Raw genomic sequence first — 25,663 nt, 5'->3', positions numbered from 1 at the left:
AAAGCAGGCGCGGGCTAAAGCAGCGCCTCGATGTCGCGGGCGATCTTCTCGGGCTTGGTGGTGGGCCCATATCGCCGGACAACCCGACCGTCGCGCCCAATCAGGAACTTCGTGAAGTTCCACTTGATGGCGCGGCTGCCCCACAAGCCCGGGGCTTCTTTCTTCAGCCAGTCATACAGCGGAATGGCGGTCGGCCCGTTGACGTCTACTTTCGCCATGAGTGGGAAACTGAGACCGAAGTGAATGTCGCAAAACGTGGCGATCACCTCGTCGCTGCCAGGCTCCTGATGGCCGAACTGATTGCAGGGGAACGCGAGCACCTCGAACCCCAGTCCGCCAAATTGCTGCCACAGCATCTCGAGACCCTGGTACTGAGGCGTGAAGCCGCACTTGCTGGCAGTGTTCACCACAAGCAGCACCTTTCCGGCTTTGGCAGCCAGCGGCAGCGGTGCACCTGAACCCGCTACGACTTCAAAATCCGCAATCGTGGTCATGATCTTGGCGCGTTCAGTAGCTCGCAATGCTGAAGAGTATGTCGGCACATTATTCATTACTCGCCGCACACAGTAAGCGGCATGGCTTTGCGTTACTGATCAATCGTTTAGCATTCAACCGCACATATGTGCAGATAGGGGCGAAGCGAAGCTCAGCTTCGATGAGCAGTCTTGTGTTCGGCTGGAAAATCATCGCGCCGCCACAGGTTGCGGATCTCACCGATCTTCATGCGGTGATCACCCTCCTTGAGGATGCCATAGTCATCCTGCTGGTCTTCCGGCAAGCTCATGACGAACGCGACGAGTTCGGCAAGCGAGCCGTTCCGGATCGTCTTGAAGCGGTGGAAAATGCCGCCGCCATCCTCGCACTTGTGCAGCTGGGCTGCGTCATCCCAGCCCACGCGCGCCGCACCTGCGGGGCCGGCCTGGATGGTCGTCGGATTGTCACTCATGGGCGGTCTCCTCTTCTGGAAATGCTCTTAACCAGAGCGCCTTTCCGAGCCACGCCGCGGGACGGCGCGATTACTCGGCCAGGGTCGACTCGCGAAGCGATATCGCAGTGAGCCCCCCTTTGCGCTGCTACAAGGCAAGAACCGCTGGAATGCGGAGGGGTTCCACGGAAGGGGAGCCTCATGGTCAGCCTCAAAGCATGTTCGCTTGGGGCCATGAAGCAGCAAAGGCGGCGGAGCCTTGTACGGGAGGACCGATCCAGCCGTAGAGCTCGCGCCGCCTTTACCTTCAAACGTCATTCGGGCGCTTCACGCCTCGGAATGCCCCTCCACTACCAAGAGAGCGGAGCACGCCAGGGCAAGAGGCCTCGCCTTACTTGAAGCGGACGCCGATGCCGCCCATCACGCGGTGGCGCGAGGAATGGCCGTGATAGTCCGAGAAGACGTACTGTGCATTGACGTACACCGGGAGCGAGGTCTGCGTCAGCGTGTACTCGGCACCGCCGCCGACCTGATAGCCGTCCGAACGGTAGGTGTCGTAAACGAGCGGCGCGCCAGCTGCCGTGGTGATGCGCTTGCGCTGCTCGGAATTGACGTAGCCGCCCTTCGCGAAGATCAGAAGGTCCGGAGTGGCGAGTACGCCGGCGCGGACAGCCGCACCCCACTCTTCGAACGCCTTGCGGCACACGTTGGTGGTGTCAGCAGCGGTCGAGCAGTTCTCGGTCCACTTGTTGGCACGCCAGTAGCTGCCTTCTGCACCGATCACGAAGCGCTCGCCGATGGTGCCGTCAAAACCGAGAGTACCGCCATAGCCGAACTTCTCGTTGTTGGTGCCTTCCGACTGGAAACGATCCCAGCCAGCGTTTGCCTCAACGCGAATGCCGCGGAACGTGGTGCCCCCGCCAGTGGTGGCGTCCTGTGCGAGCGCAGGCTGTGCGGCGGCGGTGCTTGCAACGAGTGCGGCGAACAGAGCGATCTTGTTTTTCATAGGTCCCTTCCTTGAACTTTCGGCTGCAAAACTCGCCCTGCATCATTCGGTTGCCGGTGAAAACACGCTAGGACTACGCAGTCGCCAGAGTGTTGCATAGGTGCAACATAGGTACAGCAACTGCGACGCGAAGCGCGGCTGTTCGTTCCGAGATATTCTGTTCACCTACAGGCACTTGCTGGCTCCGCTCTTCTCGCACGCCACGCCGCGTGCACCTGCGCGATTCAGGCTGGCAAGCTGAAACCGGCATGCGCACCGTGTCTGCCAGGATCACCCAGAGGCGTCGGGACGAATCCAGCTTCGGAAGCGCGGACGCATGACAGTCTGCAAGTGGGAACCTGAATATTCTTACAGGCCAGCACGAACACGCTCAGGCCGGTAAGATCTCTTCCAGCACCCCATCGTGGATGCGCACGACGCGATCCATCGCTGCGGCCAGACGCTCATTGTGCGTCGCCACGAGCGCGGAGGACCCTTCACCGCGAACCAGCTCGAGAAATTGGCCGAGCACCCGGTCGGCCGTTGTCTCGTCCAGATTTCCTGTAGGTTCGTCGGCAAGCACAAGCTGCGGCTTGTTCGCCAATGCACGCGCTACGGCAACGCGCTGTTGCTCGCCGCCCGACAGCTGACTGGGCCGGTGCTCCAACCTATGCTCCAAACCGAGCGCGGTGAGCAATTCGATCGCACGCGCCTGGGCCCGCTCGTGCGCCTTGCCAGCGACGAGCTGGGGCAAGACGACATTTTCAATCGCGGAGAAGTCGGGCAGCAAGTGGTGGAACTGATAGATGAAACCGATGTGATCCCGGCGAACCGCAGCTCGCTGGTCCTTGCCCAGGCGAGACGCATCGATGCCGGCAATCTCTATCTGTCCGCCAAACCCGCCTTCAAGAAGGCCGATGGCCTGCAACATCGTAGACTTACCGGAACCGGAGGGGCCCAGCAGCGCCACGATCTCTCCGGGGCCTATCGCAAGATTGGCGCCGCGCAACACATCGATCCGAACGCCGCCCTGCTCAAAGCTGCGTGTCAGCTGATCGAGAACCACCACCGGATTATTCATAGCGAAGCACCTGCACAGGGTCGGTGCTTGCCGCACGCGAGGCCGGATAGAGCGTGGCAAGAAAGCTCAAGACTAAAGCAAGGACGCAGATCACCGCCACCTCGACAGGATCGGTCCGGCTCGGCAGCTCCGTCAGGAAACGGATCGATGGATCCCAAAGGTTCTGCCCGGTGAGGATCTCCACGCCGCGTACGATCGGCTGGCGGAAGAACAGGAATACGAACCCCAGAAGTACCCCAGCACCCGTGCCAAGCGCTCCGATGAGGAAGCCGGCGGTGACGAAGATCTTCATCAGAGAGCGCCGCGTCGCCCCCATCGTGCGCAGGATCGCGATGTCGCGGGTTTTGGCCCGCACCAGCATGATGAGCGACGAGAGGATATTGAAAACCGCGACCAGGACGATGATCGAAAGCACCACGAACATTGCCACCCGCTCGACGGCCAAGGCTTCGAACAAGGAAGCGTTAATCGTCTTCCAGCTGGTGACGATCGCTTGACCAGCCAGCTTGCGTTCCAGCGGGGCGAGAATTGCCTCTACATTGTCGGGATCGGTCGTCGTGATCTCGATCATGCCTATCGTGTCGCCCGTCAGCAGGAGCGTCTGCGCGTCGGGGATTGGCATGACCACGAAGGCCTGGTCGTAGTCATAGACGCCAATCTCGAAGATGGCTGCGACCTGATAGCCGATCTGACGCGGCACCGTGCCGAAGGGGGTGGCGCGCCCTTGCGGATTGATTACCGTGATCGTGTCGCCCACCTGCACACCAAGGTTCTGCGCGAGCCGCGAGCCGATCGCGACCATATCTCCGCCCGGACGCAGAGGCGCAAGGCTGCCAGCCGTCACCTGCGGCTTGATACGGGCGATGTCCTCCTGCGTATTGCCGCGCACGAGAATGGCTTCAACCCGACCGTTGAACGTCGCAAGCAGCGGCTGCTCGATCAGCGGGGAGGCACGCGTGACGCCTGGCGTCTTGCGCACGTCCTCCAGCACTTCCTCCCAATTATCGAGCCGACCGCCGTACGCCTGCACGATGGCATGGCCGTTCAGCCCGACGATCTTGTCGAACAGTTCGGCACGAAAGCCATTCATCACGCTCATGACGATGACGAGAGCGGCGACTCCCAGCATGACCGCGACCAGGCTGATCCCGGCAACAAGCGCTATGAACGCCTCGCCCCTGCCCGGCAGCATGTAGCGCTTGGCGATCATCCATTCAAAAGGGGAAAGCAGCAAGCGCGATGGTCCGTGATGTCAATGCCAGAGCGTGGCGAATAGGTGGTCGGTGCAGGAGTGGCAAGCACGCCCATCCCGGTGCGGCTGGGAAACGGCGCCAGATCGAGGCAGTTCCCGGCAAAATGAGAGCGGCTTGTCACGAGAATGCCATTCTTCCGGAGCGTTGCCGATCTGGCCCCCTTGCAATTTGGCCCGACATCCATCACATGCCCCACCAGCAACCACGCGTCACGCGGGCCGAAAAACTTCATGAACTTGACACATCCTTTCCGTGATCCCGACGGTGACAAACTGCGCGAGGAATGCGGCGTCTTCGGCGTCATTGGCGCCCGTGAAGCGGTGAATATCGCCGCACTGGGACTGCACGCTTTGCAACACCGGGGCCAGGAGGCCGTCGGCATCACGACCTATGATGGCAAGGAGTTCTACTCCCGCCGCGGGATCGGTCATGTCGCGCAGGTGTTTTCGGAAAAAGACCTGGGTGAGACCCTCCCGGGTGAGATGGCTTCTGGCCACGTCCGGTATTCCACGACGGGCGGCTCTGGCTTGCGCAACGTACAGCCACTGTTTGCTGATCTGTCGACCGGCGGGTTCTCGATCGCTCACAACGGCAACATTTCCAACGCAACCACTCTGCGGCGCGAACTGGTCCGGCGCGGAGCCATCTTCCAGTCGACCTCAGACACCGAAGTGATCATCCATCTGGTCGCCACCAGCCGGTACCCGACACTGCTGGACCGCTTCGTGGACGCGCTGCGCATGGTAGAGGGCGCTTACTCGCTCATCTGCATGACAGATCAGGGCATGATCGCCTGCCGCGACCCGCTGGGCATCCGTCCGCTCGTTATGGGCCGATTGGGTGAAGCGACAGTCTTCGCGAGCGAAACCGTTGCTCTGGACGTCGTGGGCGCCGAGTTCGTCCGCTCGATCGAGCCGGGCGAACTGGTCCAGGTTGACCACAAGGGCACCGTTTCCAGCCACCGCCCGTTCGGCAACATCTCGCCACGTCCCTGCATTTTCGAACACGTCTATTTCAGCCGCCCTGATTCCGTGATGGACGGGCGCTCCGTCTATTCGGTGCGCAAGCAGATCGGGGTGGAACTCGCCAAGGAATCGCCAGCGGACGCTGACATCGTCATCCCCGTGCCGGACAGCGGCGTGCCGGCGGCAATCGGATATGCGCAGGAATCGGGTATTCCCTTCGAGCTGGGGATTATCCGCTCGCACTACGTGGGCCGCACGTTCATCCAGCCGTCGGAAGGCGCACGTCACGCTGGCGTGAAGCGCAAGCACAACGCGAACCGCGCGATCGTGGAAGGCAAGCGCATCATCCTCATCGACGACTCGATCGTGCGCGGCACGACTTCGATGAAGATCGTGGATATGATGCGCGATGCCGGAGCGGCCGAAGTGCACATGCGCATCGCCAGCCCGCCTACCGGCCATTCCTGCTTCTACGGCGTCGATACGCCGGAACGCTCGAAGCTGCTTGCCGCGAACATGGATACCGAGGCGATGGCAGCCTTCATCAAGGCGGACAGTCTCGCGTTTGTGTCCATCGACGGTCTCTATCGGGCCGTCGGCGAAGCGGGACGGAACCATGGACGCCCGCAGTTCTGCGACGCCTGCTTTACAGGCGAATACCCCACCAGTCTTACTGATCTTGCGGATCGCGATGCGCCCGATCTGCTGACGTTGCCGGTCAACAAAGTCGCGTGAGCACTCCCGATTTTCAGGGCCAGACCGCGCTGGTAACCGGCGCGAGCCGGGGCATCGGCGCTGCGACGGCGAAGGCTCTTGCCGCCGCGGGCGCGCATGTGATTCTGACCGCACGCGATGCTGCCGCGCTTGAGGCTATCGAGCAGGAGATATTCGAGTCCGGTGGCTCGGCCACCATCGCGCCGGTGGATCTGGCACAGCCGGACGGGATCGCTCGACTTGCGGCGGCTGTTGCGCAGCGCTGGGACAAGCTCGACATCCTGGTGATCAACGCGGCGGTCCTGCCGGAACTGACTTCCGTGGCAGATATCGACCAGAAGGCCTGGAACAAGGCGCTGACCGTCAACGTCCTCGCCACACAAACGTTGATCGCGAACTTCGACCGGCTCCTGCGGGCCAGTTCGGACGGACGCATTATCGGCCTTACCAGCACGGTTGCCCAGGCGCCGCGTGCTTTCTGGGGGGCCTATGCCTCCACCAAGGCCGCGTTCGAAGTCCTGCTGGACTGCCACGCACAGGAAGTGGCAAATATCTCCAAGGTCCGCGTGGCCATCGTTAACCCCGGCGCAACGCGCACGGCGATGCGTGCTCGGGCTTACCCGGGAGAAGACCCCGCCTCCGTCAAGGCTCCCGAAGCGGTCTCTGAACGCATTGTTTCTCTTCTTGCAGAACCATTTGCGACCCGCCACCGCGAGACGGTTAACCCTGCCCGTTAGGACCGTATCAACCTTTTAGGAGCAGCTTTCGTTAGCAAAGCTGTCCAAAGGAATCGGGTCCGCAGTCATGACCAGCGAGCAAAGCGACAGGTACGCCTTCGCCGCCCAGGAAGATCGTAGCGCTCCGCGCACAAAGCTGTCCCTGCCGGCGACTCTGCGCCCGGCGGGAGGCCGCCGCTTTCAGACCGTCGTCCGGGACCTTTCCCTTTCGGGGTTTTCAGCCACCGCCATCTCACGCTTGCCGGTTGGAGGCATTTGCTGGCTGACCATGCCAGGGATGGAATCGATGCAGGCGCGTGTGGTCTGGTGGGAACAAGGATTGGTAGGGTGCGCGTTCGAGCGGCTGCTCAGCCCGGTCATCCACGAAACGATCCTCACCCGTTGGCGGGGTGTCTCGCTCTATCAGGGTTAGTGCGGCACCTGAGGTGGGGCTGCCTTGACCAGCGTCACCTGTGCGACGTCTATCCCGCCGCCTAGAAAACCGCCTTCGCAGTACATCAGATAATAGCGCCAGAGCCTTACGAAGCGCTCATCGAAGCCAAGAGGCAGGCGCCCCTCCTCCACCGCATCGTCGAACCGCTTGCGCCATATGGCAAGCGTGCGGGCGTAGTCCTTGCCGAAACAGCGGCGATCTTGCCACTGCAGACCGCGCACTTCTGCCAGGCCCCGGAACTCCTCTTCGTTGAGCAGCATGCCGCCGGGAAATACGTAGGCCTGGATGAAGTCGGCGCTGCGCGCATAACTTTCGAAGATCTCATCCTTGAGCGCGATGTACTGAAGCGCCGCGCGACCGCCGGGCTTGAGGCTACGGGCGATGCAGTCAAGGAACTCACCCCAATACTCCCGGCCTACCGCTTCAACCATCTCGACGCTCACCACCGCATCGTAAGTACCGGTGGTGTCGCGGTAGTCCTGTTTGCGGAAGTGGACCGCGCCCCGCGGCGGGTGCCAGTGCGCGGCAGCGAAGGCGAGTTGCTCGTCGGACAGACTGATCGCGTCCACGCTCGCTGCGCATTCCTGCGCCAGATGCGCAGCGAGCGCGCCCCAGCCGCAGCCGATCTCCAGCACGCGGGCTCCCGGCTTGAGTGCGAGCCGTGCTTTCAGCGCTGCCAGCTTGTTCAGTTGGCCGAGCTCCAATTCATCTTCGAATTGCGGCTCCGCTTCGGACAGAGGTCTCTGTTGATCAAATAGGGCGCTCGAGTAGATCATCGTCGGCCCAAGCCACTGGGCATAGAAGTCGTTGCCCAGATCGTAATGCGCGTGGATGTTCCGCTTCGCGCCCTTGCGTGAATTGCGGTGGAGGCGGTGGAGCAACCGGGCCGCGAGCCGCCAGGGTCCGCGCGCACGCGCCGCGTTTCCAAGCGCAACGGCATTGTCCATGAACAACGCGAAAAGCGGCACAGGATCGGGGCTGGTCCACTCGCCCGCTTCCCACGCCTGATACCACCCCACGGAGCCGCCGGTGGCGAGGCGCAGCAACGCACGCGCGCTCCGCAGTTCCACGACAGCGTCGAAGCCGGGTTCCTTTCCCCCGAGCAGCCGAGCGCTTCCGTCGGGCAGAGTCGCCATGATGGACCCGCGTTCAAGACCGGCGTCGATGCGATCGAGCACGCGGTGCATCCCGCCTGACCAGAGCCGCGCGAGCCACTGCGGTCCGACTCTCAGCCGACGCCCACCTGCGACGAGCTCGCTTCCTCTGCCCGGAACCTGCGCGTTCATAGAGGCAGTATGCCGCCAGCTTTCGGCAGTATCAATCGGCAGCTCTCCGTTCAGCCTTTGGCGGCGCGGTAGGCAGACAGCGCCCTCTCCCGTGCGGCCTTGTGGTCGATACGTTTCACCGGGTAGCCATTGCGCCGGCGGGAGTCAGCTGGATCGTGGATCTCCGCGTCTTCAAGGCCAGCCAGTTCCGGAACCCACTCACGGATATAGGCGGCGGCGTCGAACTTCTCCGACTGGCTGAGCGGCGCCATGATCCGGGGGAACATGTTCGAATCCACACCGGAGCCGGACACCCACTGCCAATTCACCCCGTTGTTGGCATAGTCCGCATCCACCAGCGTGTCCCAGAACCAGCGCTCACCGTGGCGCCAGTCGATCAACAGGTGTTTGATCAGGAAGCTTGCCGCAATCATCCTTACGCGGTTGTGCATCCATCCCGTCGTCCAAAGCTGGCGCATGCCTGCATCCACGATGGGATATCCGGTCCGCCCCCGCTGCCATGCCCTGAGATCCGCCGCAGCTGACTCGCTTTTTTGCGGATCTCGCCACCCGAAGCGTTCGAACACATCGCGATAGCTGCTCTCTGGATAGCGGGGAAACTGATGAATGACGTTCTGCGCATAGTCACGCCAGATGACCTCGCCGCGGAACGTATCCGCGCCCGTGCCACGCTGCCCATCGAGCGCATGCCACACCTGGGTCGGCGATATTTCTCCCCATTGCAGGTGTGGCGAGAGGCGCGAGGTGCCATCGACGGATGGCCTATTGCGTTCCTCTTCGTAGGCGTCGGCACGCTCTACGAAGTCGTCGAGCTGCGCATGCGCAGCCTCTTCGCCCGGCTCCCACGCGTCGCGAAAGCCTGCCGCCCAGTCGGGGTTGCCTGGCCTCAAGTCCCACGAGACAAGGCTGTCGGAACCTGGCCACGCCTCCGGAGCAGTGATCGCTGGCACAGGCAAAGGATCGCGCAGCGGAAGCAGTCGCAGCAAAGCACGGGCGAACGGCGTGTAAATCTTGAACGGAGACCCGGTGCCGGTGGTGACGAGGCCGGGTGGCGCAAGGTAGTTGCCGTCGTGCAGTTGGAGGTCGGTCTGGCGTCCCAGCTCCTCTTCCGCTTCGCGCCACCAGGGCTCGTAGTGGCGGATCGCGTCCACCCCGCTCGCGCCCGTTTCCGTCACCAGGTCCAGGATCTGCTTGACGCAATCACCCCGCCGCAGGATGAGCCGCAGGCCGTGACGCTCCACCTCTCGACCAAACGCTTTCAAGCTACCATGCAGCCACCATCGGGCGGCACCGCCCAGCTGCCGCTCACCCGCGCGCGCGTCGTCCAGAACGTAGACCGGGATCACCGGCCCCTGCGCTGCAGCGGAACAGAAGGCGGGTTGATCGGCCAGCCGCAGGTCGCGGCGCAGCCATACGATACGAGGCGCGTTCATCCGCGCGCAACGAGGACGAGCGCGGTGCGTTCCTTGCCCCTATGGCCGTAGCCCATCAGACCATGCCACCGCTGCGCAGCTATCGCATCGACCCTCGCAAGGCCGTAATAGCGGCCGCTCTGTGCTGGACCGGCTTCGCCGTCGTCGTCTGGGCTGTCCAGAGCGGTCACACCACGCTTATCGACAAGTCGGGCCTGCTGTTCTGGCGCGGGCCCGACCTGCACCCCGCCGGTCCGAGCAAGCTGCTTGAGGCGGTGCGAGATATCACCGCTCTCGGCGGCACACTGCTGCGCAACCTCTTCGCGCTGATGGCAGTCGTCGCGCTGCTCTTCCTCCGCCTGCGCCGCGAGGCTGCCCTGCTTGCCGCTTCGGTGCTGCTCGCGTTGCTCGTCAACAGCGGCCTCAAGGTCCTGGTCGGGCGCGCCCGACCGGAGATCGTGCCTCACTTGATGGAAGCGGGAGGCAACAGTTTTCCGAGCGGTCACAGTTTCGGCGCCGCAGTGGTGTACATCAGCATCGCTCTTGCCTTTGCGCCCATGAGTCCGAGGCGCCGGGTTCGGTTGACCATCATATCGACAGCCATCGTCGTCAGCATGATAATCGCCTGGAGTCGAGTATGGCTTGGAGTGCATTGGCCCAGCGACGTGATCGCGGGCTGGCTGGGTGGTGCAGGCTGGGCATTCCTTGCGGCCGCCCTGCTCGACCGGCCGGCAAGAGCCGCAGCACAAGCTACGGCGTCTTCGCGTTGACTTGCGACCCCGCGCAGGTGTCGATGGTCGCCTCGCTCTCCATGAAGCTCCTGCCGTCGATCTGATCGGGAAACCGCTCGTCGCCAAAGATCACGGTTGCACGGCAACCATTCCGCTCCACCCGGGCGGTCGTCATCGTGGACCAGCGCAGGTAATCAATCACGTCCCGGTTTGCGGTCATGGCCCTGCGGACAAGCGGCGCGCTGAGACCATCGGGCTTTGGCGGCGTATAGCTCGTCAACTCGGTCAGCCGCCGCAAGGGGTCGAACCGACCCTGTGCGATCATGCCGTCCTGACGCCACAACACGGTCCTGCGCCAGAACGCCAGCGGATCGGGCGAGGCATAGACCGCTTCCGGTCGCGCGTAAGGAGCGCCGCGGGCGGGAGCACCCCGCGCCAGCTGCGAGATGGCTCCGTTCACGCAAATGTATGTCGCCATGCTGATGAGCGCGACAACTGCCGGCCACCGCACATGACCTTGCCAGCGGCGCTTGCGCGCCAGCCAAATGCCGAGAGCCAGGCTTAGTAGAACCCACGGGTCGATGATGAACAGCGCATCATTGTGGTACCAGCGTGTGCTGAGCGGCGCCAAAAGCTGGACGGCATATGTATTCTGCCAGTCCAGCAGCGGATGCGTCAGTGCGCCGAGATAGCAGAGCGCGAGCAGCCAGCCGAAGTGCATCGGCAGCCCGCTCTTGAACCGCACGCCTCGGGAAACCTGCACGCAATCAAGCAGCCAGAGCAGACCGGCAAGCAGCGGCGGCATCAGCAGCATGCCGCCCACCAGCCCGTGAGTGAAGCCCCGGTGGGTCGCCAGAGAGGCCCACGGCGCCCACCCGAAGAATACGTCGATATCGGGCATGTTGGCGCCCAGCACACAAGCCGCAAGGCCCTTGCGCGTGCGCCGCTTCAGCCCGGTTTCAGCGAGCGCCCAACCGGTAAGGCTGTGAGTAACGTTATCCATTCAGACGACGGACCAAGCCGGACGAGAGGTCCGGCTCAGTCCATCAGTCCGTGCGCGGCCTCCGGTTCGACCGTCCACGTCTGCCCCTTGCCGAGCAGCTTGGTGAGGTCCGCCGTCTTGCCCGAAACCGACTTCTCGCGTTCCAGTGCCACCGACTCCTCGAAGGTGGGAGCGGGATCGTCGTAGATCACGCCGAGCGCCATCGGGAATGGGCCGTAAGGCATCTCGACCAGCATGTGAGCAAGGCCACGGTTCTTCACGTTGTGAACGACGACGCCCGCCGTCTGCCAGTCACCGTCGATCACGTCGACGACCTTGAGCGACAGCGTGTCGAGATCGAGGGCAAGGCCCTTGATGCTACCGGTCTTCGCGTTGCCGAACAGCAGCGGCTCACCGTGCTTGCACCACAGCTGCATGTCCTCGGTGCCCTTCGACGTGAAGTCGTCGAAGCGGTCCTTGTTGTAGACGATGCAGTTCTGGAAGATCTCGATGAAGGCCGCACCCTTGTGAGCGTGGGCGGCGATCAGCGTGTTGGACAGTTCCTTCGATACGTCGAAAGCCCGCGCGATGAAGCGCGCACCGGCGCCGAGCGCGAACGCACAGGGGCTCGCCGGACGGTCGTAGGAGCCCAGCGGCGTCGTCGGCGAGTTCGTGCCCATGCGGCTCGTGGGCGAGAACTGGCCCTTGGTGAGGCCGTAGATCTCGTTGTTGAACAGCATGATCTGGCAGTTCAGGTTGCGGCGCAGGACATGCATCGTGTGATTGCCGCCGATCGACATGCCATCGCCGTCACCCGTGACGATCCAGACGTCCAGGTCTGGATTGGCAAGCTTGATCCCCGTCGCGAACGCAGGCGCGCGGCCGTGGATCGTGTGGAAGCCGTAGCTCTCCACGTAGTACGGGAAGCGGCTGGAGCAACCGATGCCGGAAACGAACACGGTGTTCGCCGGGTTCGCGCCGATCATGGGCAGCGTGCGCTGCACGGCCTTCAGGATCGCGTAGTCTCCGCAGCCCGGGCACCAGCGCACTTCCTGGTCGGTTTCCCAGTCCTTGAGCGTCGTGGTGATGGGAGTCATGTCGTTCATGGTACTTGCCTCGTGATCCCGTGCTCGGGAGTCGAAATCAGTCGTTGTGTGCTTCGGGGCTTGGCAGCTGGCCTTCGTTGACGAAGACCTCTCCGCCCTCGTTATCAGGCACGTGATCGAAGAACTTTGCGATCGCCTCCTCGATCTCGGCGATGGCAAAGGGCTGGCCGGAGACCTTGTTCAGCGGCACCGCGTCGATCAGGTACTGGTCGCGCAGCACGGTCTTGAACTGACCGGTGTTCATCTCGGGCACCAGCACGTTCTCGTAAGCACCCAGCAGCTCGCCCAGGTTTGCAGGAAGCGGCCAGACGTGACGGACATGGATATGATGCACGTCGAGCCCCTTGCGGCGGGCGCGGCGCACCGCCTGGTGGATCGGCCCGAAGGTCGAGCCCCAGCCAACCACCGCCAGCTTGCCCGAGGCCTCACCCAGAGTGACGTCCTGCGCCGGAATGGCCTGGGCAACGCGATTGACCTTGGCCGCGCGCGCATCGGTCTGCGACTGGTGCGTGTGGGGCGCATAGTCGATGTTGCCGCTGTCGATCGCCTTCTCGATGCCGCCGATGCGGTGCATCAGTTCCGGCGTTCCCGGCTTGATCCATGGACGCACGCCCTGATCGTCGCGCTTGAACGGCAGAACCTTGCCCTCGGGATTGTTGCTTTCCTCCAGGAAGGTTTTGGGGAACGGTGTGAACGAGGCCGGGTCCGGCACCTTCCACGGTTCGGAAGCATTGCCGATGTAGCCGTCCGTCAGCAGCATCACCGGAGTCATGAACTGCGTCGCGATGCGGCAAGCCTCGATCGCACATTCGAACGCGTCGGCAGGCGAACGGGCTGCGATCACCGGCATCGGCGCGTCGCCATTGCGGCCATAGACCGCCTGGTAGAGGTCCGACTGCTCGGTCTTGGTGGGAAGCCCGGTCGAGGGGCCGCCGCGCTGCGAGTTCACGATGACGAGCGGCAGCTCGGTCATGATCGCAAGACCCATCGCTTCGCCCTTGAGCGCGATGCCCGGACCTGAAGACGACGTCACCCCCAGCTGCCCGGCATAGGACGCGCCGATGGCAGCGCAGATCGCAGCGATCTCATCCTCAGCCTGGAAGGTGGTAACTCCGAACTCCTTCATCTTCACGAGATTGTGAAGGATCGCAGAGGCCGGCGTGATCGGATAGCCGCCGAAGAACATCGGCAGGTCGGCCAGCTGCGCACCGGCAACCAGGCCAAGCGAGACGGCCTCGGCGCCCGTGATCGTGCGGTAGAGCCCCGGAGCCGACGGCACCGGATCGATGTGAAGCTTCTTGAGCGGCCCTGCCAGTTCCGCCGTCTCGCCATAGGCGTGGCCAGCGTTCAGCGCCGCGACGTTCGCCTCTGCCAGCACCGGATTCTTGGCGAACTTGCTGTTGAGCCAGTCGATCAGCGGCGCGCGGTCCCGGTCGAACATCCACAACGCGAGGCCCAGCGTCCACATGTTCTTGCAGCGCAGAGCTTCCTTGTTGCCGAGGCCGAACGGCTTCACGGCTTCGAGCGTCATTGCACTGATGTCGAAGGCCAGCAGGTCCCACTTGGCAAGGCTGCCGTCATCGAGCGGGCTGACCTCGTACTTCGCCTTTTCGAGGTTGCGCTTGTTGAACTCACCGGTGTCCGCGATGATCAGGCCGCCGGGCTTGAGCGACTGCACGTTTACCTTCAGCGCGGCCGGGTTCATCGCCACCAGCACGTCAGGCGCGTCGCCCGCCGTGGTGATCTCGCTCGACCCGAAGTTGATCTGGAAAGCCGACACGCCGAACAGCGTGCCCTGCGGCGCACGGATCTCTGCAGGGAAATCCGGGAAGGTGGCGAGATCGTTGCCCGCCAGCGCCGTGGACAGAGTGAACTGCCCGCCAGTCAGCTGCATGCCGTCACCGGAGTCTCCGGCGAAACGCACCACGACGGCCTCGGGCGCGGCGGCGCCTGCCACGGCTGCGGATTCCTTCTCGGCAGATTGTATTGCCATGTTATTCCTCTGTCGCCCGGTCGCGTCCTGCGCTTTGCCAATCCATGCGCCCCGTCCTGTATGCTAAGTGAGATTGCCCCTGATCCCGATCAACCCACCTGGCAATTTAGAAAAACCATCGCAGGCCAAACTCAGGCCATCGATAGAGGCCCATAAATGCGACTGGTCAAGTCCGGCCACCTGCGCCATGGTCGTTTACCGCACGGCGCGCCCACAGCTGCTCCGCGCCTCCTGGCTACTTCATCCACGTCGAGCAAATCTGCACCCATGAGCGATCCCACCCGTCTGCCCTATCGCCCCTGCGTCGGCGTCATGCTTGTCAACTCTTCCGGCAAGACCTTCGTCGGCAAGCGCATCGACAACAAGGAAGGCGACTGGTGGCAGATGCCCCAGGGCGGCGTCGATAAGGGCGAGGATCTGAAGACCGCTGCCCTGCGTGAGCTATGGGAAGAGACAGGCGTTGCCGAGCAGCACGTAAAGCTGATCGCGCAAACCCGCGAAGAAGTTCTGTACGATCTGCCCGAGGAACTCATGGGCCGGATATGGGGCGGCAAATATCGCGGCCAGCGCCAGACCTGGTTTCTTGCCCGCTTCGAGGGAACGGACGCAGACATCAACCTCGATGCGCACGAGCCGCCAGAGTTCTGCCAGTGGAAGTGGGTGGAGCCTGAGTTGCTGCCCGAACTGATCGTGCCGTTCAAGAAGCGAGTCTACCGGTCCGTGCTCGACGAGTTCCGACCGCTGATCTGAAGGAGCCGCCTAAGCGGCCCCCATCAGTTTCCCGAAACGAGGGGCTTGGGCTTGACCGAAGCCGCACTGACCATCTTCGGCGTCGGGCCGCGGGCAATGGCAGTGGCCAGCTGCTGGCTCTCCGCACAGCCGCCGCACAAGCTCTTGAGCCGTGCGAGATTGCGGTTCGCCTTCTCGGTCGCACCCTTCTCCGCAAGAGCCACGCCTTCTCCGGCAATGGCAGATACGTTGCGCGGTTCGATCTCCAGCGCCTGCCGGTAGTAGTGGATCGCACGGCCTTGCAATCCCGTGCGGCGGGTCGCGGTGGCCAGATTCACCAGCACCTCTGCGCTCCCTGGCTCCAGCGTCAGCGCCGCTTCGAAGGCGTCGATCGCGGCATCATGCCGCCCAGCCGCCATCTCCTCACGCCCTTGCGCGACAAGTGCGGCAGCACGCGGGTCAAGCGCCGGAGTGGGCGAAGAGTGGAGAACACTGGAACTGACGGCAACGACAAGCGAGAGAGCAAGAGCGACCGGGGTATAACGCATCAACAAATCCTTGGCCGAGAGCGACGTCTTGGTCATTTCAGGCGAAGCTATCATAGCGCACCAAAACGCGCGATGAAAAACCCGTCCGTTCCATCGCGATATGGCGAAAGCCGCAGGCCCGGTCCGCGCTGTGTGCCAGCCGGCAGCACGGGCTGCTCTGACCGCCATCGCCCCGCATTACGATCAAGAAACCCAGCGGCCTGCTCCGCCCCTTCAGCGTCCAACAGGGAACACGTGACGTAGACCAGCCGCCCGCCCGGACGCACGAGCGCCGCACCCACATCCAGTAGCCGCGCCTGAAGCGAGACGTAGCGATCCAGCTGCGCCGGCGTCAGCCGCCAGCGAGCCTCCGGGTTGCGCCGCCATGTGCCGGTGCCCGAACAGGGCGCATCCACCAGCACTGCGTCCGCCTGGCCGTGCCAGTCGGCAAGCTGCTCCAGTTCTGCACCGGGATTGAGCAAGCGCGTCTCGATCCCGTCGGCCCCGGCACGTTCTGCTCGGGGCTGCAGGCGCGACAGCCTGCCCCGGTCGGCATCGCAGGCAAGGATTCGCCCCGCCCCTTCCATCGCTGCAGCGAGAGCCAGAGTCTTGCCGCCGCCTCCCGCGCAGAGGTCGACAACACTCTCACCCGGCTTCGCGGCCAAGGCGTCGCATGCGAGTTGCGACCCGGTATCCTGCACTTCGATCACGCCCTCGCGCCAGGCGGGCGTGTCCTCGATGCGAGTGCCGTGCGGATAACGCCAGCCGTTGGCGGCAAGGGTGCGCTCACCCCCGCTCGGCAAGTCCGCCCGCCCCGCGCGCAGGCCGTTCACCCGCACATCGAGCGGCGCCCGTTCGAGCAGGGCAGCGGCCTCCGCCCCTTCGATGCCGCTCCGCGCCAGCGCCGTGACCAGCCACTCCGGCGCGAGGCCTGCGGCGGCGACCGGCTCACCGGAAAGGATCGGCTGCGGACCATGACGGGATCCGTCGAAAAGCGCGGTCAGCGCGGCGTCCTCGCTCGCCAGCAAAAGCATGGCAGCGCGGCCGCTCGCAGGAATCTCCCCACATGCACGGATCGCCCGAAACACAAGGTCGCGAACGGCGCGGCGGTCTCCGCTACCGGCGAAGCGGCGCGACCGGAACCACTCGGAAACGATGCGGTCTGCCGGCGCGCCGTTGGTGCGTGCCGCCGCGATTACGAGATAGAGCACCTCGATAGCCGCCTCTACGCGTGCCGCAGGAGTCACGCAGCGCCTCCGGCCCGACAGGCAGAACCGCCCTGCACAGAACTGCACAGCCACGAAGGGACAGCCGTTCGGCCCTCCCCCAGCGGCTCCCCGTCCAAACGAGGACTGTCAGCGAGTCGGGTAATTCGGAGCCTCGCGCGTGATGGTGACGTCATGGACGTGGCTTTCCCGCAGACCGGCGTTGGTGATGCGGATGAACCGGCTGTTGTGGCGCAGGTCGTCAATCGTGGCCGAGCCGGTGTAGCCCATGGCCGCCTTGACCCCGCCCACGAGCTGGTGGATGACATCACGCGCCGGGCCCTTGTAGGGAACCTGACCCTCGATGCCTTCGGGCACCAGCTTCATCTGGTCCTTGATGTCGCCCTGGAAGTAGCGGTCGGCCGAGCCCCGGCCCATCGCGCCCACCGAACCCATGCCGCGATACGACTTGTAGGCGCGGCCCTGATATAGGAACGTCTCACCCGGAGCTTCCTCGGTGCCAGCGAGCATCGAACCGACCATGATCGTCGATGCGCCAGCCGCAAGCGCCTTGGCCGCATCGCCGGAGGTGCGCAGACCGCCATCCGCGATGACCGGCACGCCCGACTTCTCAGCCTCTTCAGCCGCCTCCATGACCGCGGTCAGCTGCGGCACGCCGACACCGGCAACGATGCGGGTGGTGCAGATGGAGCCGGGGCCGATGCCCACCTTTACCGCATCCGCGCCCGCGTCGATCAGAGCGCGCGCAGCTTCCGCCGTGGCGACGTTGCCCGCAATCACCTGCGCCGAGTTCGAGAGCTTCTTCACCCGCTCGACCGCGCGCGCCACGTCGGCGTTGTGGCCGTGCGCGGTGTCGATCACAATGACGTCGCACTCCGCCGCAAGCAGCGCCTCTGTCCGCGCGAAGCCCTTGTCGCCCACCGTCGTCGCAGCAGCGACGCGCAGGCGCCCGGCCGCGTCCTTGGTGGCGCTGGGGTACATGACGGCCTTTTCGATGTCTTTCACGGTGATCAGGCCGATGCAGCGGAACGCATCGTCGACCACCAAAAGCTTCTCGATCCGGCGCTGGTGCAGCAGGCGGCGCGCCTCGTCCTGGGTGACACCAAGGCCGACCGTCGCGAGATTCTCGCGCGTCATCAGCTCCGAGACGGGCTGCAGCGGATTGTCTGCGAACCGCACGTCACGGTTGGTCAGGATGCCCACCAGCTTGCCGCCGGGCTGCTCGACCACGGGGATGCCGCTGATGCGGTGCTGGCTCATCAGCGCCTGCGCATCGCCGAGCGTGGCGTTGGGCGAGATGGTGATGGGGTTCACCACCATGCCGCTCTCAAACCGCTTCACGGTGCGCACCGCAGCGCACTGCTCCTCGATGGTGAGGTTACGATGGAGCACGCCGATGCCCCCCATCTGCGCCATGACGATGGCCATGTCGCCTTCGGTGACGGTATCCATCGCGGAAGAGATGACCGGGATGTTCAGCCCGATCTCACGCGTCAGGCGCGTGCGGGTGTCGGCTTGTGTGGGCACGATGTCGGACTTCGCCGGGCGCAGCAGGACATCGTCAAAAGTAAGCCCGAGCGAAATTTCCATATGTGCCATTCTCCGACCGGATTCGTGGCGGCCCATGTAAACAAGCCGGGCGGTCAGGGCTAGGGCATCATTTCGTTGTCGCAGGAACGCGGCGAATATCTGCAAACCAGCGCGTAAGCGCCGTCAGCATGCGCACATCGTCCAGTGCCCCGCCCAGCTCCAGCGGCTGCGAAAGGTCGTCGCTGGGCCGATGATAGTGGCCGTCGAAAAAGCCGCGCATGCGGTCGATCTGCCCGTAGGCAGTCGTGACCATCACGGCGGGGATGTCGTGCTGCAAAAGCGCCCAGCCGTCCTGCCGCTTCACGAACTCGTTCGCCTCGTCGCCCGCGACCACTTTCATCCGCTCTGCGCGGGCAACCTGCTCGATCTGCGCATCGAGATCGGTCATCCCGCGTCCGACGATTGCCAGCGGCGTCCCGCGCGGGGCAACGGCGATGCTGTCGATATTGAAGGCGGCAACGATCTGGCTCAGAGGGAGTGGCGGATTCTCCGCAAAGGCATGCGCGCCCCAGAGGCCCAGCTCCTCAGCCGTGGTCGCGAGGAAGTAGACGTCACGGTCCAGCTCCGGCCCGCGCGCCAGCCGCCGCGCCAGTTCCGTCAGAGCGGCCACGCCGCTCGCATTGTCGATCGCGCCGTTGCAGACCAGATCCTCGGCCGGAGGCGAGCCGCAGACACCGAAGTGGTCCCAATGGGCCAGCAGCAGCACCGCGCCTGCTTCCGGACGGCGGCCGGGCAGCTTGCCGATCAGATTGTGCGTGCGGATCGTGGTCTCTCTGGTGGTCGCCTCAAGCGTCACCGAAAGATTGAGCGGTACAGGAACGAAATCCGGCTCCTTGGCAGCTGCAGAGAGACCTTCGAGCGTCTTGCCTGTCCCTTTCAGCAGCAGCGCCATGACATCACGCGTGATGAAGGCTTCGAGGTCACCGCCCAGCGAATCGCTTGCCAGCGCGTATCCCGTCCGCTCGCGCCGGGCACTGACCTGTTCGAGCGTGCGCTCTCCATCCAGAACGGTGAGTACAGCCGAGGCCCCCTGCGCCAGAAGCTTGTTCTGCCGCTCGCTCCCCTGGCTCCCGCCCCCTTCGACATGCTCGCCATCCAGCAAGACGGCGACTCGGCCAGCCAGTTCGTTACGGGTAAACTCGTGCCCTTCCCCTTTGCCCACGAACAGCAACGGCGCCTGCCGCAGCAGGCTGCGCTTGCCCGAGGTGAGAACGAGAACCTCATCCTGCGGTATGACGACCGGCCGCCCCCTCCTGAAGAAATGCGCGCTGTCGGCCGCCGGCTCCCGCGCGGTGAGCGTGACAGGAGCGAACCATGGATTGCCCGGATCGTTAGTGCCTGAGACAAGCCCGATATCGAACCATTGGCGCCCCAGGTAGCGCAGCGTCTTCGCCTCGCCCTCGGTGCCCGGCTCACGCCCCTGGAACTCATCGCTGGCGAGCACCTGGATGTGAGCGCGCATGCGCTCTTCCAGCTCGCGATCGGCGCGCGAAGCTGGTGCCGCGATCGCCGGGAGGGCAATCGCCAGCATCGCGCCCGCAAGCGCGGCCCGAACGGCAGGTATAGCAGTGCCCCTTTTCATGCAGTCCAGCTTAGAACGATCAACTTGCGACTAGGTGTCCGAGGAGAGGCGAATCAAGGTCCGGAGAAGAAATAAAGTACGACTGTGGGCAGAATGTCGCACTTCGTTCCCGCCCGAACGCAGAACAAGGCGGAACAAAGAAGCGGCACGGCCATTCTCATCGGCATGCGGGAAGCCTCCGTCGGAGGCTATCGGCGCAGCCTGATACCTGCATCCAGTAGAAGGCAGACACGGTCGCGACTGAGCAGGAACAACGAAGCAGTGAGACTCAACCCTTTCGATCCCGGCAACATCCGCGTTAGCGAGGGCGGCTCAGGCTTCCCCGGCGGTGGAGGTGGCAAGATCGGCTGCGGGACCCTGGTCATCGTCCTGATCGGCGCCCTGATCTTCGGAGTAGACCCCGCCCAGATGCTCGGCGCGATCGAAGGCGCGCAGCAAGGACCGCCCGTGCAGACGCAGTCGACGAGTACAGACACGCAAACGATCTGCACGCGCAACGCCTACGCGACCGAATCCTGCAACGCCCTGAGCTCGCTGAACCAGACCTGGGAGCCTCTGTTCCGGCAGGCGAACATCCCGTTCGAACAGCCCACGCTGAACTTCTATCAGGGCGGGACCCGTTCCGGCTGCGGCGCGGCCCAGAGCGCGATGGGTCCCTTCTACTGCCCGGCGGACCAAGGCATCTACATCGACACCAGCTTCTACGAGGAACTGGCGCAAGGTCTTGGTGCGCAAGGCGACTTCGCACGTTACTATGTGATGGCGCACGAGTACGGGCATCATGTGCAACACCTGACCGGCCTGGCTGGCCAAGTGCGTAGCGCGCAGCAGCAGAACCCTTCTCAAGCGAATGCACTTCAGGTTCGCATGGAGCTTCAGGCGGATTGCTACGCCGGCGTCTGGGCAGGACACAATCGCGAACTGATCGAGCCGGGCGATATGGAAGAAGGACTGACAGCGGCCAGCGCGATCGGCGACGACGCACTTCAACGCAGTGCCGGCAGGCAGGTCACACCCGAAAGTTTCACCCATGGCTCCAGCACGCAGCGCATGGAATGGCTCAGGCGCGGTCTGGAAACAGGCAATGACGAAGCTTGCGACACTTTCGCAGACCTCACGCGATGAAGGCTGGCGAGCGGCACACAAGAATGGAGAAGATCATGCATAAGCTTCTGTTATCGGCACTGGCCGCTTCGGCTCTCACCACGGGGGCCGCGCACGCGGCGGATCAGGACCGCCCGATCACCCAGTACGAGCCGGGCGTCGCGGATGTCGCCAAGACACCTGTCACGGATCTCAATCTCGATCGCAGGGAGATACCCGCGCTGCTCATCGAGGCGCAGACACGGCCCTACTCCCTGCAGAACCTGGGCAAGTGCTCCCAGCTCATCACTGCGGTGGAAGAATTCAATGCCATTCTCGGCCCCGACCTCGACTTGCCGCAGGAAGAGCGCGCCCGCTTCAGTGAAGGCCGCATTGCGCAGTCGGTAATCGGATCGTTCATTCCGTTCCGCGGCATCATCCGGGAAATCTCCGGCGCCAACAAGCAGGAGCGGGAACTGCTGGCCGCGATCCAGGCAGGGCTGGCGCGACGCGGTTTCCTCAAAGGCGTGGGCGCCGCTCGCGGCTGCCGCTATCCAGCCTCACCGGCGACGCCTGCCATCGTGGCACAGTACGAAGCCGATCTTATGGCGGAAGAGGAGAAGGACGGCAAAAACGACAGCGACGGGAAGAAGGAGGACGCCAACAAGCAGAGCAGCCCTGCTGCTCGGGAACGCGGCGTAACCTACACGTCCGAGCCGGTGGTGCAGCCGACCCGCAAGTAAACCTCCGGGTCGCGAGCCGATTGCGGCTCGCGCCGACATCGCGGTAAGAACAGGCATGCGCCTTTCCGACTGCCACAACATCGCTGACTTCCGCCGCCTTGCCAAACAGCGCCTACCTTGGCCCGTGTTTGACTACATCGATGGCGCGGCGGACGACGAGATCACGAAGACGCGCAACACAGCAGCGTTCGACGATGCAGATCTGGTGCCGGATGTGCTGGCGGGCGTTGAGGCCATCGACACCTCCGTCACCATCCTCGGGCGGCGTAGTGCCCTCCCCCTCATCCTCTCGCCGACCGCCCTGCAGCGCGTGTTCCATTGGCAGGGGGAACGGGCGGTTGCCAAGGCCGCCGAGAAGTTCGGCCTCTGGTGCGGCATCTCCAGCCTCGCCACCGTGTCCATCGAGGAGATCGGAGCGCTGATCTCCAGCCCGAAGATGTTTCAGCTCTACGTCCACAAGGACAAGGGCCTGAACCGCTCCATGATCGAGCGCTGCCAGGCGGCCAAGTTCGATGCCATCGCGCTGACCGTGGACACGATTGTTTCTGGAAAGCGAGAGCGCTGTGCGCGCAGCGGCTTCACCTCGCCGCCGCGCTTCACGCCGTCATCGGCCCTCTCCTATGCGATCAAGCCTCGCTGGGCGCTGGACTACCTGTTCCGTGAGAAGTTCGCGCTGCCCAATCTCGACACCCATGTCAGCGCAGGCAGCGGCGAGGCCGTTTCCATTGCTGGCTACTTCAATACGATGCTGGACACCTCGATGACCTGGCAAACGGCCGAGCAGATCCGTCAGGAGTGGGGCGGCAAGTTCTGCCTCAAAGGCGTGATGAGCGCAGCGGATGCGCGCCGGGCCGTCGAGATCGGGGCCGACGCCATCATGGTGTCCAACCATGGCGGGCGCCAACTGGACGGCAGCCGCGCGCCCTTCGACCAGATCCGTGAAATCGTTGACGCCGTCGATGGGCGGATCGAGGTGATCTGCGACGGCGGCGTGCGTCGCGGAACGCACGTCCTCAAGGCTTTGTCTGCAGGCGCGGACTGCGCCTCGGGCGGGCGGCTGTACCTCTATGCCCTGGCGGCGGCGGGCCAGCCCGGCGTCGAGCGTGCCATCGAACTGCTCAAGGACGAGATCGAGCGGGGCATGCGCCTGATGGGCGTCACCCGAGTGGATCAGCTCGGCCCCGAGCGACTGCGCTGGCGTTAACCCCCGGCTCAGTCGGCGCGGGCTTCTGCGATACCGCGGTCCAGTTCGGAAAGAATCTCAGCTCGGATCTGCGCGGGCATATACGCGCTGGCCACGGAAGCACGAGCCTGCGCCAGTGCTGTCGCCACATAGCGACCAGTGTCCGGGGCACCTGTACAGATGCGCGTGAACGCTGCGTTGCCGCCAGTGCGCGCCTGTTGACCGGCCCGGCAGCTTGCGTCGATCACCATGGTGCGGGTCATTGCCGGGCGGCTGCCGGAAGCGGGAGTAAAAAGACGCAAGGTCTGCACCTTCCCGTCGGCCGACGTGGATTGCTCTACTCTGGGAGCCTGCGCCATCGCGAGGTGGGCCGTCCGCTCGGCGAGAGCGGCGCTGTGCTCCGCAAGCCGTTCCGCCCGTTCCGCCTCCTGCTCGGCAAGACGCTCTGCCCGCTCGGCCTCGCGCTCCGCAAGCCGCTCGGCCCGTTCCGCTTGCTGTTCGGCCCGTTCGGCTTGTTGTTCGGCCAGGCGCTCAGCGCGCGCGGCGCTACGCTCAGCGCGCCGTTCCGCGCGTTCGACCTCCGCATGGCTTCGTTCAGCGGCGAACTGGACCCGTTCGGCACGGGCAAGGGCGTTCTCCACCACGCGGTGGATTTCGTCCGCGGAGACGGGGTGAGGCGTTAGGACCTGGAAGCGTTTGCCACTGTGCACGATAGTCTGGCGGTGGGCAGTCTTCTCCGCGTCCTCACACGTTTCGTCCAGCCCATGCTTGATCGTGATCAGCGGAGCCGATGTGACAGCCAGCGAAGCTTGCGTGAAGCCGCTGCTCCGGGGCTCTGCCGTGGCAACCGATAGCACTGGCGCTTCTCCGGCAGGCCGCTGCGGCACCGCGGGCACGGCATGCGTGATCTGCGGCAGTTCCGCCTCCGCCCCTTCATCCGCGGCGTAAGTGACCGTCGCAGTCAGAGGCACGGCAATAACCGAGGCTGCGAACAGGCTGCGACCGAGCAGCGGGTGCCGCTCCGCCTGTTCGTTGCGCACCAGCGCCTTGAGCCGGTGGATGATCGGCTTGTCGCCCTTGAGCGGCCCCGCCATCGGTGCTGCCAGCGCAAATTGCGATCCGGCAGCGAAAGAGGCGATCAGGCGGCCGTAGCGCTCCCGCTCACGGCGGGTGCAGCCGGTCATCACGCGGGCGTCGCAAGCGGCCTCCTGGTCGCTGCGCAGCGCGCGCCAGGCGAGCCAGGCGATGGGGTTGAACCAGTGCAGCGCGAACAGCGGCTGGACCGCCATGTTGGCCAGCAGGTCCTTGCCGGCGTGGTGCTCCAGCTCATGGGTGATCGCGAAGTCGGACGCGTCGGAGTCGGCGGTGGCAAGGAAGCCGCGGGGCAGCGCCACCACTTTGTCGAACACCCCGAACGCCACCGGCGCGGCGACGGCCCGGCTCTCGACGATGCGGATGTCGCCAGCGTGGCCGACGCTGCGGGCGTCTGCCAGGAGCTGGCGGCGCATCACGCGGTAGGCGATCACCCGGTGCGCAAGGAACAGCGCCGCGCCGCCCAACCACACCGCGATGAGGATCGTGTCGAGCGGCAAGGCGAAAGCGGGTTCCGCAGCCTCCACCATCGGCGCGGACGCCAGCGCCTCTACCGCCACCACTTCCACCGCAGGCTCGGCCGGCGGGAGCAGCGCTTCGGCGGCCCGGGTGGCGGCGAGGCTTTCGGGCAGGACGAGCGGCGGCAGGAACAGCCGGATCATCGGCAGCGCCCACAGCGCATAGGCCGCGCCAGGTCCGAACCATCGGCCCACCGGGCGGCGCACGAGAAGGATCAGCGCCATGATCGCGCCGGTCATGATGAGAGTGTCGGTCAGCCAGGCGATCATGACTTGAGCTCCTGCAACAGGGCCTCGATTTCCGCGATGTCTTCCTCGGTCAGCGCATCGGCCTCTGCCAGGTGCGCGAAGAGCGGGGCGGCGCGGCCGCCGAACAAGCGATCGACCAGCCGCCGGCTCTCAGTGCCGACATAGTCCTGGCGCGCGATCCGGGGGCTGTAGAGGAAGCGCTTGCCGTCAGGCGCGGTCTCAACCGCCTGCTTGGCGACGAGGCGCGAGAGCAGCGTCTTGACCGTGGCGAGGCTCCAGCCCCTGGCATCGCAGACCTGCTGGCACACTTCGGAAGCGGTGAGCGGCGCGCGCTGCCACAGCGCCTCCATCACCGCATGCTCGGCTTCCGAGATCCGCTCGGGCTGCTCGGGGCTTTCGGCGGCCACCGGCTCCTCCACTGTTATCGTTTACACGCGTAATCGACTACGTCTGTAAACATGAACGCCAGGTGAACCGCCAACGAACATCGTGGGAATTATCTTTCCTACACCGCACCCCCGCGTCATTCTCCCGCGCC

24 protein-coding genes are annotated in these 25,663 nt (G+C 64.5%); 8 read left to right on the top strand and 16 right to left on the bottom strand.

Translation table 11 applies throughout. The features are described from left to right. Positions 1-14: 14 nt before the first annotated feature. From ABUH87_RS00475 to ABUH87_RS00455, 5 genes are all read right to left on the bottom strand, one after another. Positions 15-494, bottom strand: a complete 480-nt coding sequence (locus ABUH87_RS00475) for a glutathione peroxidase (RefSeq protein WP_367767820.1) — start codon at positions 492-494, stop codon at positions 15-17. Positions 495-646: 152 nt separating this feature from the next. After that, positions 647-946, bottom strand: a complete 300-nt coding sequence (locus ABUH87_RS00470; protein WP_367767818.1) for a hypothetical protein — start codon at positions 944-946, stop codon at positions 647-649. Positions 947-1,316: 370 nt separating this feature from the next. Beyond that, the gene (locus ABUH87_RS00465; protein WP_367767816.1) at positions 1,317-1,931 is read right to left on the bottom strand and encodes an outer membrane protein; all 615 of its coding nucleotides are present in this window, start codon (positions 1,929-1,931) and stop codon (positions 1,317-1,319) included. 370 nt (positions 1,932-2,301) lie between these two features. Beyond that, a complete protein-coding gene (locus tag ABUH87_RS00460) occupies positions 2,302-2,991 on the bottom strand; it encodes an ABC transporter ATP-binding protein (protein ID WP_367767814.1) in 690 nt (229 codons plus the stop codon). After that, positions 2,984-4,225: a lipoprotein-releasing ABC transporter permease subunit gene (locus ABUH87_RS00455; RefSeq protein ID WP_367767812.1), complete on the bottom strand. Its 1,242-nt coding sequence runs from the start codon at positions 4,223-4,225 to the stop codon at positions 2,984-2,986. The genes ABUH87_RS00460 and ABUH87_RS00455 overlap by 8 nt, the downstream gene beginning before the upstream one ends. 249 nt (positions 4,226-4,474) lie before the next feature. Here ABUH87_RS00455 and purF point away from each other — a divergent pair, with 249 nt between their 5' ends. The 3 genes from purF (at position 4,475) to ABUH87_RS00440 (ending at position 7,072) form a co-directional block, all read left to right on the top strand. Next, positions 4,475-5,944, top strand: coding sequence for an amidophosphoribosyltransferase (gene purF, locus ABUH87_RS00450; protein ID WP_367767810.1), 1,470 nt, complete (start codon positions 4,475-4,477; stop codon positions 5,942-5,944). Then, the gene (locus ABUH87_RS00445) at positions 5,941-6,660 is read left to right on the top strand and encodes an SDR family NAD(P)-dependent oxidoreductase (RefSeq protein WP_367767808.1); all 720 of its coding nucleotides are present in this window, start codon (positions 5,941-5,943) and stop codon (positions 6,658-6,660) included. The genes purF and ABUH87_RS00445 overlap by 4 nt, the downstream gene beginning before the upstream one ends. 67 nt (positions 6,661-6,727) lie before the next feature. Continuing rightward, the gene (locus tag ABUH87_RS00440; RefSeq protein ID WP_367767806.1) at positions 6,728-7,072 is read left to right on the top strand and encodes a PilZ domain-containing protein; all 345 of its coding nucleotides are present in this window, start codon (positions 6,728-6,730) and stop codon (positions 7,070-7,072) included. On the opposite strand, the gene ABUH87_RS00435 is transcribed toward ABUH87_RS00440, so the two are convergent. Next, positions 7,069-8,379, bottom strand: a complete 1,311-nt coding sequence (locus ABUH87_RS00435; protein WP_367767804.1) for a class I SAM-dependent methyltransferase — start codon at positions 8,377-8,379, stop codon at positions 7,069-7,071. The two genes, ABUH87_RS00440 and ABUH87_RS00435, sit on opposite strands and share 4 nt — an antisense overlap. A 50-nt stretch (positions 8,380-8,429) precedes the next feature. Continuing rightward, the gene (locus ABUH87_RS00430; protein ID WP_367767802.1) at positions 8,430-9,812 is read right to left on the bottom strand and encodes a cryptochrome/photolyase family protein; all 1,383 of its coding nucleotides are present in this window, start codon (positions 9,810-9,812) and stop codon (positions 8,430-8,432) included. Positions 9,813-9,853: 41 nt separating this feature from the next. On the opposite strand from ABUH87_RS00430, the gene ABUH87_RS00425 reads away from it, so the two are divergent. After that, on the top strand, positions 9,854-10,561 hold the full coding sequence (locus ABUH87_RS00425; RefSeq protein ID WP_367767800.1) for a phosphatase PAP2 family protein: 708 nt from the start codon (positions 9,854-9,856) through the stop codon (positions 10,559-10,561). On the opposite strand, the gene ABUH87_RS00420 is transcribed toward ABUH87_RS00425, so the two are convergent. Genes ABUH87_RS00420 through ABUH87_RS00410 form a run of 3 tightly spaced genes read right to left on the bottom strand, consistent with a single transcriptional unit; the run spans position 10,542 to position 14,603 of the window. Further along, positions 10,542-11,525 carry a metal-dependent hydrolase gene (locus ABUH87_RS00420; protein ID WP_367767798.1) on the bottom strand — a complete coding sequence of 328 codons (984 nt, stop codon included), beginning with the start codon at positions 11,523-11,525 and terminating at the stop codon, positions 10,542-10,544. The genes ABUH87_RS00425 and ABUH87_RS00420 overlap by 20 nt on opposite strands. 35 nt (positions 11,526-11,560) lie before the next feature. After that, entirely contained in the window at positions 11,561-12,610 is a 1,050-nt protein-coding gene (locus tag ABUH87_RS00415) for a 2-oxoacid:ferredoxin oxidoreductase subunit beta (protein WP_367767796.1), read from the bottom strand. A gap of 37 nt (positions 12,611-12,647) precedes the next feature. Further along, positions 12,648-14,603 carry a 2-oxoacid:acceptor oxidoreductase subunit alpha gene (locus tag ABUH87_RS00410; protein WP_367767794.1) on the bottom strand — a complete coding sequence of 652 codons (1,956 nt, stop codon included), beginning with the start codon at positions 14,601-14,603 and terminating at the stop codon, positions 12,648-12,650. A 267-nt stretch (positions 14,604-14,870) separates the two neighbouring features. On the opposite strand from ABUH87_RS00410, the gene ABUH87_RS00405 reads away from it, so the two are divergent. Further along, positions 14,871-15,353 carry an RNA pyrophosphohydrolase gene (locus tag ABUH87_RS00405; protein ID WP_367767792.1) on the top strand — a complete coding sequence of 161 codons (483 nt, stop codon included), beginning with the start codon at positions 14,871-14,873 and terminating at the stop codon, positions 15,351-15,353. 23 nt (positions 15,354-15,376) lie between these two features. Here the strand turns inward: ABUH87_RS00405 and ABUH87_RS00400 are convergent, their stop codons facing one another. From ABUH87_RS00400 to ABUH87_RS00385, 4 genes are all read right to left on the bottom strand, one after another. Further along, positions 15,377-15,880, bottom strand: coding sequence for a tetratricopeptide repeat protein (locus tag ABUH87_RS00400; protein WP_367767784.1), 504 nt, complete (start codon positions 15,878-15,880; stop codon positions 15,377-15,379). 50 nt (positions 15,881-15,930) lie between these two features. Continuing rightward, complete coding sequence (locus ABUH87_RS00395) at positions 15,931-17,106, bottom strand: RsmB/NOP family class I SAM-dependent RNA methyltransferase (RefSeq protein ID WP_367767779.1); 1,176 nt, start codon at positions 17,104-17,106, stop codon at positions 15,931-15,933. A gap of 108 nt (positions 17,107-17,214) precedes the next feature. Then, positions 17,215-18,675 (bottom strand): IMP dehydrogenase, encoded by a 1,461-nt coding sequence (gene guaB, locus ABUH87_RS00390; protein ID WP_367767777.1) that lies wholly within the window; start codon positions 18,673-18,675, stop codon positions 17,215-17,217. A gap of 67 nt (positions 18,676-18,742) precedes the next feature. After that, the gene (locus ABUH87_RS00385) at positions 18,743-20,257 is read right to left on the bottom strand and encodes a M28 family peptidase (RefSeq protein WP_367767775.1); all 1,515 of its coding nucleotides are present in this window, start codon (positions 20,255-20,257) and stop codon (positions 18,743-18,745) included. A gap of 261 nt (positions 20,258-20,518) precedes the next feature. Here ABUH87_RS00385 and ypfJ point away from each other — a divergent pair, with 261 nt between their 5' ends. From ypfJ to ABUH87_RS00370, 3 genes are read left to right on the top strand one after another with little or no spacing between them, the layout of a single operon-like run. Further along, a complete protein-coding gene (gene ypfJ, locus ABUH87_RS00380; RefSeq protein ID WP_367767773.1) occupies positions 20,519-21,382 on the top strand; it encodes a KPN_02809 family neutral zinc metallopeptidase in 864 nt (287 codons plus the stop codon). 35 nt (positions 21,383-21,417) lie between these two features. Next, positions 21,418-22,083, top strand: a complete 666-nt coding sequence (locus ABUH87_RS00375; RefSeq protein WP_367767771.1) for a hypothetical protein — start codon at positions 21,418-21,420, stop codon at positions 22,081-22,083. A gap of 55 nt (positions 22,084-22,138) precedes the next feature. Next, complete coding sequence (locus tag ABUH87_RS00370) at positions 22,139-23,287, top strand: alpha-hydroxy acid oxidase (protein WP_367767769.1); 1,149 nt, start codon at positions 22,139-22,141, stop codon at positions 23,285-23,287. An 8-nt stretch (positions 23,288-23,295) separates the two neighbouring features. Here ABUH87_RS00370 and ABUH87_RS00365 read toward each other — a convergent pair whose 3' ends face one another. Next, positions 23,296-25,146 carry a M56 family metallopeptidase gene (locus ABUH87_RS00365; RefSeq protein ID WP_367767767.1) on the bottom strand — a complete coding sequence of 617 codons (1,851 nt, stop codon included), beginning with the start codon at positions 25,144-25,146 and terminating at the stop codon, positions 23,296-23,298. Beyond that, positions 25,143-25,532: a BlaI/MecI/CopY family transcriptional regulator gene (locus tag ABUH87_RS00360; protein WP_367767765.1), complete on the bottom strand. Its 390-nt coding sequence runs from the start codon at positions 25,530-25,532 to the stop codon at positions 25,143-25,145. The genes ABUH87_RS00365 and ABUH87_RS00360 overlap by 4 nt, the downstream gene beginning before the upstream one ends. Positions 25,533-25,663 lie beyond the last annotated feature (131 nt).

The sequence above is a fragment of the Novosphingobium rhizovicinum genome (genome assembly GCF_040813635.1).
GTDB classification, from domain to species: Bacteria; Pseudomonadota; Alphaproteobacteria; order Sphingomonadales; family Sphingomonadaceae; genus Novosphingobium; species Novosphingobium rhizovicinum.
The sequence above is the reverse complement of the archived record's forward strand: the minus strand, read 5'-3'. Positions and strand labels throughout refer to the sequence as shown.

What these genes read in the sequence shown, in the direction of transcription:
- ABUH87_RS00420 (WP_367767798.1), bottom strand. Translation starts at nt 11,525, where the DNA reads ATGGATAACGTTACTCACAGCCTTACCGGTTGGGCGCTCGCTGAAACC.
- ABUH87_RS00415 (WP_367767796.1), bottom strand. Translation starts at nt 12,610, where the DNA reads ATGAACGACATGACTCCCATCACCACGACGCTCAAGGACTGGGAAACC.
- ABUH87_RS00385 (WP_367767775.1), bottom strand. Translation starts at nt 20,257, where the DNA reads ATGAAAAGGGGCACTGCTATACCTGCCGTTCGGGCCGCGCTTGCGGGC.
- ABUH87_RS00460 (WP_367767814.1), bottom strand. Translation starts at nt 2,991, where the DNA reads ATGAATAATCCGGTGGTGGTTCTCGATCAGCTGACACGCAGCTTTGAG.
- ABUH87_RS00470 (WP_367767818.1), bottom strand. Translation starts at nt 946, where the DNA reads ATGAGTGACAATCCGACGACCATCCAGGCCGGCCCCGCAGGTGCGGCG.
- ABUH87_RS00410 (WP_367767794.1), bottom strand. Translation starts at nt 14,603, where the DNA reads ATGGCAATACAATCTGCCGAGAAGGAATCCGCAGCCGTGGCAGGCGCC.
- ABUH87_RS00365 (WP_367767767.1), bottom strand. Translation starts at nt 25,146, where the DNA reads ATGATCGCCTGGCTGACCGACACTCTCATCATGACCGGCGCGATCATG.
- ABUH87_RS00430 (WP_367767802.1), bottom strand. Translation starts at nt 9,812, where the DNA reads ATGAACGCGCCTCGTATCGTATGGCTGCGCCGCGACCTGCGGCTGGCC.
- ABUH87_RS00400 (WP_367767784.1), bottom strand. Translation starts at nt 15,880, where the DNA reads ATGCGTTATACCCCGGTCGCTCTTGCTCTCTCGCTTGTCGTTGCCGTC.
- purF (WP_367767810.1), top strand. Translation starts at nt 4,475, where the DNA reads ATGAACTTGACACATCCTTTCCGTGATCCCGACGGTGACAAACTGCGC.
- ABUH87_RS00440 (WP_367767806.1), top strand. Translation starts at nt 6,728, where the DNA reads ATGACCAGCGAGCAAAGCGACAGGTACGCCTTCGCCGCCCAGGAAGAT.
- ABUH87_RS00375 (WP_367767771.1), top strand. Translation starts at nt 21,418, where the DNA reads ATGCATAAGCTTCTGTTATCGGCACTGGCCGCTTCGGCTCTCACCACG.
- ABUH87_RS00465 (WP_367767816.1), bottom strand. Translation starts at nt 1,931, where the DNA reads ATGAAAAACAAGATCGCTCTGTTCGCCGCACTCGTTGCAAGCACCGCC.
- ABUH87_RS00405 (WP_367767792.1), top strand. Translation starts at nt 14,871, where the DNA reads ATGAGCGATCCCACCCGTCTGCCCTATCGCCCCTGCGTCGGCGTCATG.
- ABUH87_RS00475 (WP_367767820.1), bottom strand. Translation starts at nt 494, where the DNA reads ATGACCACGATTGCGGATTTTGAAGTCGTAGCGGGTTCAGGTGCACCG.
- guaB (WP_367767777.1), bottom strand. Translation starts at nt 18,675, where the DNA reads ATGGAAATTTCGCTCGGGCTTACTTTTGACGATGTCCTGCTGCGCCCG.
- ABUH87_RS00435 (WP_367767804.1), bottom strand. Translation starts at nt 8,379, where the DNA reads ATGAACGCGCAGGTTCCGGGCAGAGGAAGCGAGCTCGTCGCAGGTGGG.
- ABUH87_RS00370 (WP_367767769.1), top strand. Translation starts at nt 22,139, where the DNA reads ATGCGCCTTTCCGACTGCCACAACATCGCTGACTTCCGCCGCCTTGCC.
- ABUH87_RS00425 (WP_367767800.1), top strand. Translation starts at nt 9,854, where the DNA reads ATGGCCGTAGCCCATCAGACCATGCCACCGCTGCGCAGCTATCGCATC.